This window comes from Neobacillus dielmonensis (assembly GCF_000612665.1).
GTDB classification, from domain to species: Bacteria; Bacillota; Bacilli; order Bacillales; family Cytobacillaceae; genus Neobacillus; species Neobacillus dielmonensis.
Window position 1 is genome coordinate 1 of record NZ_HG942030.1, and the last position, 12541, is coordinate 12541.

Here is a 12541-nt window from a genome sequence, read left to right on the forward strand (position 1 = left end):
ATAAAGAAAAAGAGAGTCCACGGTCACGTAGGAAGGTTCTACGTGACCCAAAATAAAGAAAAAGAGAGTCCACGGTCACGTAGGAAGGTTCTACGTGACCCAAAATAAAGAAAAAGAGAGTCCACGGTCACGTAGGAAGGTTCTACGTGACCCAAATCAAAGAAAAAGAGATCCTACGGTCACGTAGGAAGGTTCTACGTAACCCAAATCAAAGAACAAGCCAGTTCAGGGTAACGTAGAAGGGCCTGACATACCCAAAACAAGAAAATATTCTGCTGGGCAACAAAACAGTATCTGCCTACATTTTTCCAGACTGAAGATTCCCAATATTGCTAATTAGGAGTGAAATCCAAATGAGTCAACTGTTATATGAAGGAAAAGCCAAACGCATTTATGCTACAGACGAAGAACAAGTGGTCTTGGTGCAGTACAAAGATTCCGCCACCGCTTTTAACGGAGAAAAAAAGGCGGAAATCACAGGCAAAGGCCGACTCAACAACGAGATTACTAGTTTGCTATTTTCCGTGTTAAAAGAGAAAGGAATCGACTCGCACTTTATCAAGCGCATCTCCGAAACAGAGCAGCTGGTAAAACGCGTTACCATCATTCCGCTGGAAGTTGTTGTCCGCAATGTAGCCGCTGGCAGTTTTTCAAAAAGGTTGGGAATCGAAGAAGGACGACCGCTGTCACAGCCAATCGTAGAATTCTATTTAAAAGATGATGCCCTCGGCGACCCGCTGGTAACCGTTGACCACATCCTCGAACTAAAAGCGGCCACAACCGAAGGGATTGCTATTTTAAAAGAAAAGGCGTTAGAAGTTGATGCAATTTTATCGAGCTTTTTTGCAGGATTAGGCATTAACCTGATCGATTTCAAACTTGAGTTTGGCAAGGACGCACAGGGACAAATTTTATTGGCTGACGAAATTTCTCCTGATACCTGCCGCCTATGGGACAAAGAGACCAATGAAAAGCTGGATAAAGATGTATTCCGCCGCGATTTAGGCAGCTTAACTGACGCCTATGAAAATATTCTAAAAAGACTTGGAGGGCATCAGCATGTTTAAAGTAAAGGTGTATGTCACATTAAGAGAAAGTGTTCTAGATCCGCAGGGAAAGGCTGTTACACAATCTCTCAACTCATTAAACTATCAGGAAGTAACCGATGTCCGTATCGGCAAATATATGGAACTCACGATTGAAAAATCAGAGCGTGACCTGGATGAGGTTATCAACGAAATTTGTACCAAACTATTAGCCAATCCGGTTATCGAAGATTACCGCTATGAGGTAGAGGAGTGTGTCGCACAGTGAAATTTGCGGTCATCGTCTTTCCTGGATCCAACTGTGATGTCGACATGTACCATAGCATCAAAGATGAACTCGGCGAAGAAGTGGAGTACGTTTGGCACGATACCGAAAGCTTAGAAGGGTTCGATGGAATCCTCCTGCCGGGTGGTTTTTCGTACGGAGATTACTTACGTACCGGTGCGATTGCCCGCTTCAGCAAAGTCATGAAGGAAGTCGTCAAAGCGGCGGAAGCCGGCAAGCCGGTGCTTGGCGTGTGCAACGGATTTCAAATACTCCTCGAAGCAGGATTGCTTCCGGGCGCGATGAGACGGAACGAAAGTCTATCGTTTATCTGCAAACCAGTCGAGTTAATAGTCGAAAACAATCAAACCATGTTTACGGCAGAGTACCAGCCAGGCGAATCCATCACGATCCCAGTGGCCCACGGCGAAGGCAATTACTATTGTGACGAAGAGATGCTCGAAAAGCTGAGGGCCAATAATCAAATCGTGTTTACCTATCAGCAAAACCCGAACGGAAGCCTTGCTGATATTGCCGGCATCACCAATGAAAAGGGCAATGTCCTTGGCATGATGCCGCACCCTGAGCGGGCCGTTGATGGGCTGTTAGGCAGTGCCGACGGGCTGAAACTGTTTCAATCAATCGTAAAATCTTGGAGGGAAGCACATGTTGTCAACGCTTGAACCAAATCCGGAACAAATTAAACAAGAGAAAATATATCAGCAAATGGGTTTGTCCGATGAAGAGTTTGCGATGGTCGAAAAAATTCTCGGCAGAACACCGAATTACACTGAAACCGGTTTGTTTTCGGTCATGTGGTCGGAGCACTGCAGTTATAAAACCTCCAAGCCTGTGTTAAAAAGATTCCCCACCGCAGGGCAAAGAGTCCTTCAGGGTCCTGGAGAGGGCGCAGGGATTGTCGATATCGGTGACGGCCAGGCCGTTGTGTTTAAAATTGAAAGCCACAACCACCCATCGGCGATTGAACCGTACCAAGGAGCGGCAACGGGTGTCGGCGGCATTATCCGCGATGTGTTCTCGATGGGGGCTCGTCCAATCGCGATGTTAAACTCGCTTCGCTTCGGCGAACTCAATAAAGCAAGAACTCGTTATTTATTTAAAGAAGTGGTTGCAGGAATCGCTGGTTACGGTAACTGTATCGGGATTCCAACCGTGGGAGGTGAGGTTCAGTTCGACCCATCGTACGAAGGAAACCCGCTCGTTAATGCAATGTGTGTCGGTTTAATCGATCATAAAGATATTAAAAAAGGTCAGGCACACGGCCTTGGCAATACCGTAATGTACGTTGGTGCAAAGACAGGCCGAGACGGAATTCACGGGGCAACCTTTGCCTCAGAGGAATTAACAGAGGATTCCGATGAAAAACGCCCTGCGGTCCAAGTCGGCGATCCCTTCATGGAAAAGTTGCTTTTAGAAGCCTGCCTTGAGCTAATCCAATCAGATGCCCTTGTCGGAATTCAGGACATGGGTGCAGCTGGACTCGCCAGTTCGTCTTCGGAGATGGCCAGCAAAGCTGGAATGGGCATTGAGATGAATCTGGACCTTGTTCCACAGCGGGAAACCGGTATGACCGCTTATGAAATGATGCTGTCTGAATCACAGGAACGGATGCTCATTGTCGTAAAAAAGGGACGGGAGCAGGAAATCAAAGATCTTTTTAAAAAATATGACCTAGATGCCGTCGCCATCGGGCAGGTAACCGATGATAAACAGTTCCGCCTGTTCCATAAAGGCGAAGTGGTGGCCGACATTCCAGTCGATGCATTAGCTGAAGATGCACCAGTTTACCATAAACCATCGAAGGAACCAGCCTATTTCGCTGAATTCCAAGAAATGGACAATGAGGTCCCACAAGTGGATGACGTGAAAGATACATTATTACAGTTGTTGTGCCAGCCGACGATTGCCAGCAAGGAATGGGTTTACGAGCAATACGATTACATGGTGCGTACCAATACCGTTGTCGCGCCTGGTTCGGACGCTGCAGTTACTAGAATTAGAGGAACTCGCAAGGCATTAGCTATGACGACAGATTGTAATTCTCGATTTGTTTACCTTGATCCAGTAACTGGTGGGAAAATTGCCGTCGCTGAAGCAGCCCGCAATATTGTCTGTTCCGGTGCCGAGCCGTTAGCGATTACGGATAACCTAAACTTCGGAAATCCAGAAAAGCCAGAAGTATTCTGGCAAATTGAAAAAGCGGCGGACGGCATCAGTGAAGCCTGCCGAGTGCTTGAAACCCCAGTCATCGGCGGCAACGTCTCGCTTTATAATGAAACTAGCGGTACAGCGATTTATCCAACTCCGGTTATCGGCATGGTTGGTTTAGTGACAGACTTAGACCATATTACGACTCAACATTTTAAAACCAGCGGCGATTTGATTTACCTTGTCGGGGAGACCAAAGCCGAGTTCGGCGGCAGCGAGCTGCAAAAGCTGACTTACGGCCGGATTTTTGGTAAAGCGCCAGAATTAGATATCGATACGGAAAAAGAAAGACAACAACAAGTTCTTGCTGCGATTCGTGCGGGAGTGGTTCAGTCTGCTCATGACCTGTCCGAGGGCGGTTTGGGAGTAGCCTTAGCAGAAAGTCTATTTGGCAGTGAAGCACTTGGAGCGGATGTCAGCATTACAGGAAATCATGTCACAGCTTTATTTAGTGAAACCCAAACTCGTTTTCTATTAACCGTGAAAAAAGAAGATCAAGCAGAGTTTGAACGTTTAGTAGAAGCCCAATGGATTGGTGAAGTGAACGATTCTGGAGTATTAACCGTTACGAATGAGGGGCAAACGGTCGTTGCGGCGCCGGTTGCAGAACTAAAGGCCGCTTGGAGAGGAGCGATCCCATGCTTGCTGAAATCAAGGGATTAAATGAGGAGTGCGGCATTTTTGGCGTTTGGGGGCACCCGGATGCTTCCCAGCTGACTTATTATGGGCTTCATAGCTTGCAGCACCGCGGTCAGGAAGGCACCGGCATTGTGGTTTCTGACGGAAATACCCTTAAAGGAAAAAAGGGCGAAGGATTGGTTACGGAAATTTTTACAGCGGATACCATCAAGGAATTACATGGAAATGCTGCGATTGGCCACGTCCGATATGCGACGGCAGGCGGCGGAGGCTATGAAAATGTCCAGCCGCTCTTGTTCCATTCGCAAACTGGCAGCCTGGCACTGGCCCATAACGGCAACCTCGTCAATGCCAATTCGTTGAAGCATCAGCTTGAAACACAGGGAAGTATTTTTCAAACAAGCTCCGATTCCGAAGTATTAGCCCACTTAATCAGAAGAAGCGGCTTCCCGCAAATCAAGGATCAGGTGAAGAATGCCCTTTCGATGCTAAAAGGGGCTTATGCCTATTTAATCATGACCGAAACGGAATTAATGGCGGCGCTCGACCCGCATGGACTCAGACCGCTGTCACTTGGCTGCCTGGGAGATGCTTATGTGTTGGCATCCGAAACCTGTGCTTTTGATGTGATCGGTGCCGAATACATTCGTGACATCGAGCCAGGTGAACTGCTTATCATTAACGACAACGGGATAACTTCCGAGCGGTTTGCCCATAGCTCGACCAAAGCCATCTGTATGATGGAATATGTTTATTTTTCCAGACCGGATAGCAATATTCACGGAATCAATGTTCATACAGCCCGCAAAAACATGGGGAAACGCTTGGCAATTGAAGCGCCATTCGATGCCGATGTTGTGACCGGGGTTCCGGACTCCAGTATTTCTGCCGCCATCGGCTATGCCGAAGCATCAGGCATCCCCTATGAAATGGGGCTAATCAAGAATAAATATGTCGGAAGGACATTTATCCAGCCGTCACAGTCGTTGCGGGAGCAGGGCGTCAAAATGAAGCTGTCTGCTGTACGCGGAGTCGTAGAAGGCAAGCGCGTTGTCATGGTCGATGACTCGATTGTCCGCGGCACAACCAGCCGAAGGATCGTAAATATGCTAAAAGAAGCGGGTGCAACCGAAGTCCATGTCGTCATCAGTTCGCCGCCGATTAAAAATCCTTGTTTTTACGGCATCGATACCTCTTCAAAAGAAGAACTGATTGCTTCAGATAAAACCGTAGAAGAAATTCGCCAAATCATCGGGGCAGATACATTGACGTTTTTAAGTCTTGAGGGAATGGCGGCAGCTATTACGCAAACGGAAGGTTTAAACGGCTTCTGTCTTGGCTGCTTTACCGGAAACTATCCAACTGAGATTTATCCAGACACACTACAATACTATTATCAAAGGGGATGACATTCATGGCGAATGCCTATAAAGAAGCGGGAGTCAATATCGAGGCAGGCTATGAAGCGGTCGCCCGAATGAAAAAGCATGTTCAAAGAACAGCAAGGGCCGGTGTAGTTGGGGGCCTTGGCGGTTTTGGCGGCATGTTTGATCTTTCTTCACTTAACTTGAAAGAGCCGGTTTTAGTGTCAGGCACCGACGGGGTCGGCACTAAATTGATGCTGGCATTTATGCTGGACCAACACGATACGATTGGCATCGATGCAGTTGCCATGTGCGTGAACGATATTGTCGTCCAGGGAGCGGAGCCGCTTTACTTTTTAGATTATATTGCCTGTGGCAAGGCACTTCCGGAAAAAATTGAAGCGATTGTCAAAGGAGTGGCTGATGGCTGCGAGCAGGCCGGCTGTGCCTTAATTGGCGGGGAAACAGCTGAAATGCCGGGGCTTTACCGTGAAAAAGAGTACGACTTGGCAGGGTTTGCTGTTGGGGCTTGCGAAAAATCACAATTAGTTACAGGTGAAACCATCAAACCTGGTGATGTCCTGATTGGGTTAGCTTCCAGCGGGATACACAGCAATGGATATTCCTTGGTGCGCAAAGTATTTAATAATTGGTCATTAATCGAGTATGTGAATGAATTAGGCTGCAAGCTCGGTGAGGAACTGCTGAAACCAACCAAAATCTATGTGAAACCCATTTTATCCGCTCTGAAAAAATTCAATTTGAAAGGCATGGCCCATATAACCGGCGGCGGGTTTATTGAAAATATTCCAAGGATGCTACCGGCAGGGCTCGGGGCTGAACTGGATGAAAAGAGTTGGGAAATCCCCAATATCTTTAAGCTAATCTCCGAGGTTGGACAAATCGAATACAAAGAGATGTATAATATTTTTAACATGGGAATTGGCATGGTCATCGCTGTAGACCCGACCGAAGCCGAGGCGGCCCTGAATCATTTTCGCGAGTTTGGCGAAACAGCCTATGAAATGGGTGTGGTGACCGAGCAAGAAGGAATTACGATTAATGGTTTTAGGGGACACCGATGAAAAATATCGCTATATTTGCCTCAGGTAACGGTAGTAATTTTCAGGCGATTATCGATCGGGTTCATGCGGGCGACCTAACGGCCCATATTTCCCTATTGGTCTGTGACCGGCCAGGGGCGTATTGTGTTGAACGGGCAAACGCAGCGGGAATCCCGATATTTGTTTTTAACCCAAAGGATTACCCAAGCAAAGCTGACTTTGAACAGAAAATTTGTGAACAATTAACCACTGCGGGAGTCGAATGGGTCATCCTTGCCGGCTATATGAGGTTAGTTGGCCCAACCCTGCTAAAAGAGTACGAAGGTAGAATTCTGAATATTCATCCATCGTTGCTGCCGGAATTCCCAGGCAAAGATGCTGTAGGCCAGGCATTGGCCGCCAAAGCGAAATGGAGCGGTGTCACCATCCATTTTGTGGATGATGGAATGGACACGGGGCCAATTATCGTCCAGGAGCGGGTTCGCATCGAGGCAAACGAAACAAGGGAGAGTTTGCAGCGGAAAATCCAAGGGATTGAACATAGACTTTACCCAGAAATTCTGCACATGCTGCTTACAAGAGGAGAGGTTAAACATGACGAAAAAACGAGCACTTATTAGTGTTTCTGACAAAAATGGCGTAGGGGAATTTGCCAAACAACTAGCTGACCTTGGCTTTGAAATCATTTCAACTGGCGGTACGAAAAAGATGCTGCAGGAACAGGGCATCCCAGTAATCAGTGTCAGTGATGTAACGGGCTTCCCCGAAATCCTAGATGGCCGGGTTAAAACACTTAATCCATTTATTCATGGCGGCTTGTTAGCAAAACATGACGATGATAGCCACAAACAGCAGTTAGAAGAGCATGGCATTGACCCAATTCAAGTGGTGTGTGTCAACCTTTATCCATTCCAGCAAACCATTGAAAAACCAGATGTGACCGTTGCGGATGCGATTGAAAACATCGATATCGGCGGTCCTTCCATGCTGCGATCATCTGCCAAAAACCATCAATATGTAACAGTTGTCGTGGATCCTATTGATTACAGCACCGTAATCGAGGAGTTAAAAGCAAACGGGGAAACTTCCCTTGAAACAAGAACAAAGCTTGCTGCTAAAGTATTTCGCCATACAGCGGCCTATGATGCGCTAATTGCTGAGTATATGACCAATTTAGCTCAAGAAGAAACGCCTGAAAAATTAACCGTTACATATGAATTGAAGCAGCCGCTTCGTTACGGCGAAAACCCTCATCAAAAAGCGGCTTTTTATAAAAAACCGCTGGGTTCGGAGTTTTCCATTGCTTATGCGACACAGCTTCACGGAAAAGAGCTTTCCTATAATAATATCAATGATGCCGATGCGGCATTGCAAATTGTCAAAGAGTTTGACGAGCCGGCAGCCGTTGCAGTGAAACACATGAATCCATGCGGTGTCGGTACTGGGAAAAACGTATTTGATGCATTTGAAAAGGCCTTTGCGGCAGATCCTGTTTCGATTTTTGGCGGAATCATTGCATTCAACCGGGAAGTGGATGCAGAAACGGCAGCTAAGCTCCATGAAATCTTCTTAGAAATCGTCATCGCACCATCATTCTCAGAAGAAGCAGTAACAATTTTAACGGGTAAAAAGAATATCCGCTTGTTAACGATTCCGTTTGAGCAGGGCAGAAAGCCGGAAGTGAAGATGACTACAGTTGAGGGCGGATTGCTTCTTCAAGAACGGGATACTTATTCTTTGGACGATGCCACGATTACCATTCCTACGAAACGCCAGCCGACTCCAGGAGAATGGGAAGCATTGAAACTTGGCTGGAAAGTTGTGAAACATGTGAAATCGAATGCGATTGTGGTTTCTAATAATGAAATGACCCTTGGTGTAGGGGCCGGACAAATGAACCGTGTGGGCTCTGCTGAAATCGCCCTTAAACAAGCAGGGGCAAAAGCAGAAGGCGCTGCAATGGCCTCAGATGCGTTTTTCCCAATGGACGATACCGTGGAAGCTGCAGGAAAAGCGGGCATTACTGCGATTATCCAGCCAGGAGGATCGAAAAAGGACAAAGACTCGATTGATATGGCGGATAAGTTTGGAATCGCCATGGTGTTTACTGGGGTCAGACATTTTAAACACTAATGGGGGTGTAGTTAGGTGAAGGTTTTAGTGATTGGCAGAGGCGGAAGAGAACACGCGATTTGCCAGAAGGTCAGCCAAAGTGAGCTAGTGGAGAAAGTGTACGCTGCTCCAGGCAATCCTGGCATGACCGATGTGGCTGAATTGGTTTCGATTGAGGAATTAGACCAAGATGCTCTAATCGATTTTGCTCAGCAGCAGGGAATTGGCATAACGATTATTGGCCCGGAAGTGCCGCTTTTGGCAGGGGTAGCTAACCGGTTTGAAGCAGTAGGGCTAACGGTATTTGGCCCGCGGCAGGCCGCTGCGGAAATCGAGGGCAGTAAAGCATTTGCTAAAGAGCTGATGAAAAAGTATGAAATACCGACAGCTGATTATGCGGTGTTTACTTCTTTTGCTGACGCCAGCCAATACGTAAAAGCAAAAGGCGCCCCTATTGTGATTAAAGCGGATGGCTTGGCTGCCGGTAAAGGGGTAACGGTGGCGTTCACGGTAGAAGAAGCCTTGGCAAGTCTTGAGAGTATGCTGGTTGGCAAGCAGTTTGGCGAGGCCTCTGCACAGGTTGTCATCGAGGAATTTTTAGCTGGAGAAGAATTTTCACTTATGGCATTTGTCAATGGTGATGTGGTAGTGCCGTTAGAAATCGCTCAGGACCATAAGCGGGCATATGATGGCGACCAGGGTCCGAATACTGGCGGTATGGGCGCTTATTCACCTGTCCCACATATTGGTGCGGAAACAGTCCAAACAGCGGTGGAAACGATTTTAATTCCGGCAGCTAAAGCGATGGTACAGGAAAACCGAAGCTTTTGCGGGATTTTGTATGCCGGGTTGATTAATACGAATGCAGGACCAAAAGTGATTGAATTTAATGCGAGGTTTGGCGATCCGGAAACCCAGGTTGTCCTGCCAAGGTTAAAATCAGATTTGGTTCAAGTTATTTTAGACTTATTAGCTGGCAAAAGACCAGAGCTTGAGTGGGACGAGCAATCCATGCTCGGCGTGGTTGTCGCTTCCAAGGGATACCCTGGAGACTATCAAAAGGGTGCGGTACTGCAAGGTCTAAGCAGTATCGATGATTCCGTTCATGTGTTCCATGCCGGAACTCGTAAGGTGGAGTCTGAATTTGTCACGGACGGCGGAAGAGTCCTGCTTGTCGGAGCGAAAGCAGCAGATCTGCAGGAAGCCCAGAATCAAGTATACCGTCAGTTAGAAAAGTTGAAATGTGACGGAGTTTTTTACCGAAAAGATATTGGAGCCAAGGCAATTATGCCCGTCGTTTAGAGCGGCGGATATAGGCAAATAACAAGGCAACGATGCTGCCAATTAAAATAATGAGTACAAACGCAGTATGGGAAAGCCATTCCCAAATCATCTACTTCAACTTCCTTTCAAGGGCTGCTCCAATTGGGGCAGCCCTTTTATATGCTCTGGTAGTTTTCCTGATAAAATGTCAATTTTTCCTGATATATTTGTTTTTTTCCTGATATATTAAAAATTTTACCGATATATTGGGGTTTTTCCTGATATAACGTATTTCTCCCTATCAGTTAGGAGCTATCTGTCCTTCAGCAACCCCTTCCATGCTGTCGCGCGATGCGGAGGTTCCATCAGTAGAGCGGGACTGTTGTCCGTCAGATTGGCTGTTCCCTGACGACCCGCCGTTCATATTGCCCTGATAATTTTCATATAATGCGGTAACCGGACAATAACGGACAATCCCTTCTGCCACTTTCATGGCGGCACAAATCGCAATAAATAGGTAGGAGTCCCGCCAAGGCTGTTTCACCAGTTTGGCTGTTGTCCAAGACAGCAAAGTCAGACCAAGAGTGATGCGAATTAGCGCGTTTAAAATACCGATATTTTGTTTTACTTTCATTTTGTTCACTCCTTCACGAATTTTTTCCGTTATTTTGAAATTCTTTACTGCGTTAAACAATAAAATATGATAGTATAGTAACTAAAGAATTTTGTAAGGGCTTTCTTTATGATGAAATCAACTTTTTAATATATATAACTGTATTAAGGGAGGGCTTTGTGTGCTAGATCAACGCTATCGATGGAAAAACAAACAATTGCGCATGCATGTATCCATTTTGGATGGGAAAACGGCTCCCACCATACTATTGAAAAATGCTTTATATTTAAACCAAACCTTTCGAAAGTGGATGAGGGGTAATATATGGATTTATCAAGATCGGATCGTTTATGTTGGTGATCAATTACCAACCAAACTGGACAATTGTGAAATCATGGATTGTACGGATCAAATCCTTGTTCCAGGCTATATTGAACCACATTCTCACCCGTTTCAACTTTATAATCCCCAAACACTCGCGGAGTATGCATCTCAATTTGGGACCACTATGTTAATCAACGACAATATGGCGCTGGTTTTACATTTGCAAAAAGAGCAAGCGTTTTCATTAGTGAATGACTTTGGGACCATGCCTACCTCGATGTTCTGGTGGTGCCGGTTTGATTCACAAACGGAAATTTTGGATGAAGTAGAGGTTTTTTCACACAGTAATATTAAGTCTTGGCTTGAGTATGATGCGGTACTTCAAGGCGGTGAATTGACCGGATGGCCAAAATTGCTCGATGGCGATGATATGATGCTTCACTGGATCCAGGAAGCAAAACGGAGACGCAAACAAATCGAGGGACATTTTCCGGGTGCCTCCGAAAAAACATTGGCGAAGATGATGCTTCTTGGAGCCGATTGTGATCATGAAGCAATCAACGGGGAAGAGATCTATAATCGGTTGATGCAAGGTTACACCGTGTCATTGCGCCACTCTTCGATTCGCCCAGACCTGCCTCATCTTTTAGATGACATGAAGCGGCTGGAAATCGACGCTTATGATAGAATGCTAGTGAATACGGACGGGTCTACACCGTTGTTTTATCAGCAAGGGGTCACAGACTTCTTAATCAAGATGATGATTGAAAAAGGGATCCCGATTATTGACGCGTATAATATGGCAACTGTCAATATTGCCCGTTATTATAATATTGACCATTTATATGGTAATATTGCGACCGGCCGGGTGGCAAATATTAACTTCTTATCAAGTATCGAAAACCCAACTCCTGTATCTGTTTTGGCGAAAGGAAAATGGGTGAAGCGAGACGGGGCAAAGGTAGACGGGGTTTATCCTAAGTTTAAGTGGGATGATTATGGCTTTACCCCAATGAACCTGGATTGGAATTTATCAATGGATGATTTGCAATATTCGATGCCATTTGGAATAGAAATGGTCAATGCCGTTATTACCAAACCATACTCGATTTCCATTGATGTTTCTAGTGACGAATTGGCAATGACCCATAATGAGAGTTTCTTTACCTTGATTGATCGTCATGGAAAGTGGCGGATTAATACAATGCTAAAGGGCTTTACCAATAAGTTGTCAGCCTTGGCAAGCTCGTTTTCGAATACTGGAGATATTATTTTAATTGGAAAAAGCAAGCCAGATATGCTCGCTGCTTTTAATAGAATGAAAGAGTTGGGCGGCGGGATCGTGATGGTTGAAAATGGCGAGGTGGTTTTTGAACTTCCCCTGCCATTAAGTGGAGTCATGTCAGACCTGCCGATGGAAGAATTGGCTGAGCAGGAAAAAATACTGACCGACGAATTAGCAGCAAGAGGGTATTCGTTCTTAAATCCGATTTATAGTTTGCTGTTCTTTTCCGCAACGCATTTACCATACATCCGCATTACCCAGCAAGGAATGTACGATGTCATGAATAAAACAGTACTCTTTCCGTCAATAATGCGTTAAACTGTAATTGACTAATGTT

The 12541-nt window shown here is 46.0% G+C and carries 12 protein-coding genes; 10 read left to right on the top strand and 2 right to left on the bottom strand.

Going from position 1 to position 12541, the window contains the following annotated elements; genetic code table 11:
• Positions 1-353 precede the first annotated feature (353 nt).
• The 9 genes from purC to purD are packed head-to-tail and all read left to right on the top strand — an operon-like array spanning position 354 to position 10021.
• Positions 354-1067 carry a phosphoribosylaminoimidazolesuccinocarboxamide synthase gene (gene purC / locus BN2425_RS02730; protein ID WP_319922062.1) on the top strand — a complete coding sequence of 238 codons (714 nt, stop codon included), beginning with the start codon at positions 354-356 and terminating at the stop codon, positions 1065-1067.
• A complete protein-coding gene (gene purS / locus BN2425_RS02735; protein ID WP_042454763.1) occupies positions 1060-1314 on the top strand; it encodes a phosphoribosylformylglycinamidine synthase subunit PurS in 255 nt (84 codons plus the stop codon). Before purC ends, purS begins: the two co-directional genes overlap by 8 nt.
• The gene (gene purQ / locus BN2425_RS02740) at positions 1311-1994 is read left to right on the top strand and encodes a phosphoribosylformylglycinamidine synthase subunit PurQ (RefSeq protein ID WP_042454765.1); all 684 of its coding nucleotides are present in this window, start codon (positions 1311-1313) and stop codon (positions 1992-1994) included. The genes purS and purQ overlap by 4 nt, the downstream gene beginning before the upstream one ends.
• Positions 1978-4203 (top strand): phosphoribosylformylglycinamidine synthase subunit PurL, encoded by a 2226-nt coding sequence (gene purL / locus BN2425_RS02745; RefSeq protein ID WP_042454766.1) that lies wholly within the window; start codon positions 1978-1980, stop codon positions 4201-4203. The genes purQ and purL overlap by 17 nt, the downstream gene beginning before the upstream one ends.
• The gene (gene purF, locus BN2425_RS02750) at positions 4179-5588 is read left to right on the top strand and encodes an amidophosphoribosyltransferase (protein WP_042454768.1); all 1410 of its coding nucleotides are present in this window, start codon (positions 4179-4181) and stop codon (positions 5586-5588) included. Before purL ends, purF begins: the two co-directional genes overlap by 25 nt.
• A 5-nt stretch (positions 5589-5593) precedes the next feature.
• The gene (gene purM, locus BN2425_RS02755; RefSeq protein ID WP_042454771.1) at positions 5594-6628 is read left to right on the top strand and encodes a phosphoribosylformylglycinamidine cyclo-ligase; all 1035 of its coding nucleotides are present in this window, start codon (positions 5594-5596) and stop codon (positions 6626-6628) included.
• The gene (purN, locus tag BN2425_RS02760) at positions 6625-7227 is read left to right on the top strand and encodes a phosphoribosylglycinamide formyltransferase (RefSeq protein ID WP_042454774.1); all 603 of its coding nucleotides are present in this window, start codon (positions 6625-6627) and stop codon (positions 7225-7227) included. Before purM ends, purN begins: the two co-directional genes overlap by 4 nt.
• Positions 7202-8740, top strand: a complete 1539-nt coding sequence (purH, locus tag BN2425_RS02765) for a bifunctional phosphoribosylaminoimidazolecarboxamide formyltransferase/IMP cyclohydrolase (RefSeq protein WP_042454776.1) — start codon at positions 7202-7204, stop codon at positions 8738-8740. The genes purN and purH overlap by 26 nt, the downstream gene beginning before the upstream one ends.
• Before the next feature lie 15 nt (positions 8741-8755).
• A complete protein-coding gene (purD, locus tag BN2425_RS02770) occupies positions 8756-10021 on the top strand; it encodes a phosphoribosylamine--glycine ligase (protein WP_042454778.1) in 1266 nt (421 codons plus the stop codon).
• On the opposite strand, the gene BN2425_RS23480 is transcribed toward purD, so the two are convergent.
• Both BN2425_RS23480 and BN2425_RS02775 read right to left on the bottom strand, forming a co-directional pair.
• The gene (locus tag BN2425_RS23480) at positions 10005-10112 is read right to left on the bottom strand and encodes an EYxxD motif small membrane protein (protein WP_406603181.1); all 108 of its coding nucleotides are present in this window, start codon (positions 10110-10112) and stop codon (positions 10005-10007) included. The two genes, purD and BN2425_RS23480, sit on opposite strands and share 17 nt — an antisense overlap.
• 171 nt (positions 10113-10283) lie before the next feature.
• Positions 10284-10616 carry a YgaP family membrane protein gene (locus tag BN2425_RS02775; RefSeq protein ID WP_074432999.1) on the bottom strand — a complete coding sequence of 111 codons (333 nt, stop codon included), beginning with the start codon at positions 10614-10616 and terminating at the stop codon, positions 10284-10286.
• A gap of 160 nt (positions 10617-10776) precedes the next feature.
• On the opposite strand from BN2425_RS02775, the gene BN2425_RS02780 reads away from it, so the two are divergent.
• Positions 10777-12522 (top strand): adenine deaminase C-terminal domain-containing protein, encoded by a 1746-nt coding sequence (locus BN2425_RS02780; protein WP_154663450.1) that lies wholly within the window; start codon positions 10777-10779, stop codon positions 12520-12522.
• Positions 12523-12541: the final 19 nt, after the last annotated feature.

Excerpts from the sequence above, each read along its gene's own strand:
- purC (WP_319922062.1), top strand. The coding sequence starts at position 354 with ATGAGTCAACTGTTATATGAAGGAAAAGCCAAACGCATTTATGCTACA.
- purS (WP_042454763.1), top strand. The coding sequence starts at position 1,060 with ATGTTTAAAGTAAAGGTGTATGTCACATTAAGAGAAAGTGTTCTAGAT.
- purL (WP_042454766.1), top strand. The coding sequence starts at position 1,978 with ATGTTGTCAACGCTTGAACCAAATCCGGAACAAATTAAACAAGAGAAA.
- purF (WP_042454768.1), top strand. The coding sequence starts at position 4,179 with ATGCTTGCTGAAATCAAGGGATTAAATGAGGAGTGCGGCATTTTTGGC.
- purM (WP_042454771.1), top strand. The coding sequence starts at position 5,594 with ATGGCGAATGCCTATAAAGAAGCGGGAGTCAATATCGAGGCAGGCTAT.
- purN (WP_042454774.1), top strand. The coding sequence starts at position 6,625 with ATGAAAAATATCGCTATATTTGCCTCAGGTAACGGTAGTAATTTTCAG.
- purH (WP_042454776.1), top strand. The coding sequence starts at position 7,202 with ATGACGAAAAAACGAGCACTTATTAGTGTTTCTGACAAAAATGGCGTA.
- BN2425_RS23480 (WP_406603181.1), bottom strand. The coding sequence starts at position 10,112 with ATGATTTGGGAATGGCTTTCCCATACTGCGTTTGTACTCATTATTTTA.
- BN2425_RS02775 (WP_074432999.1), bottom strand. The coding sequence starts at position 10,616 with ATGAAAGTAAAACAAAATATCGGTATTTTAAACGCGCTAATTCGCATC.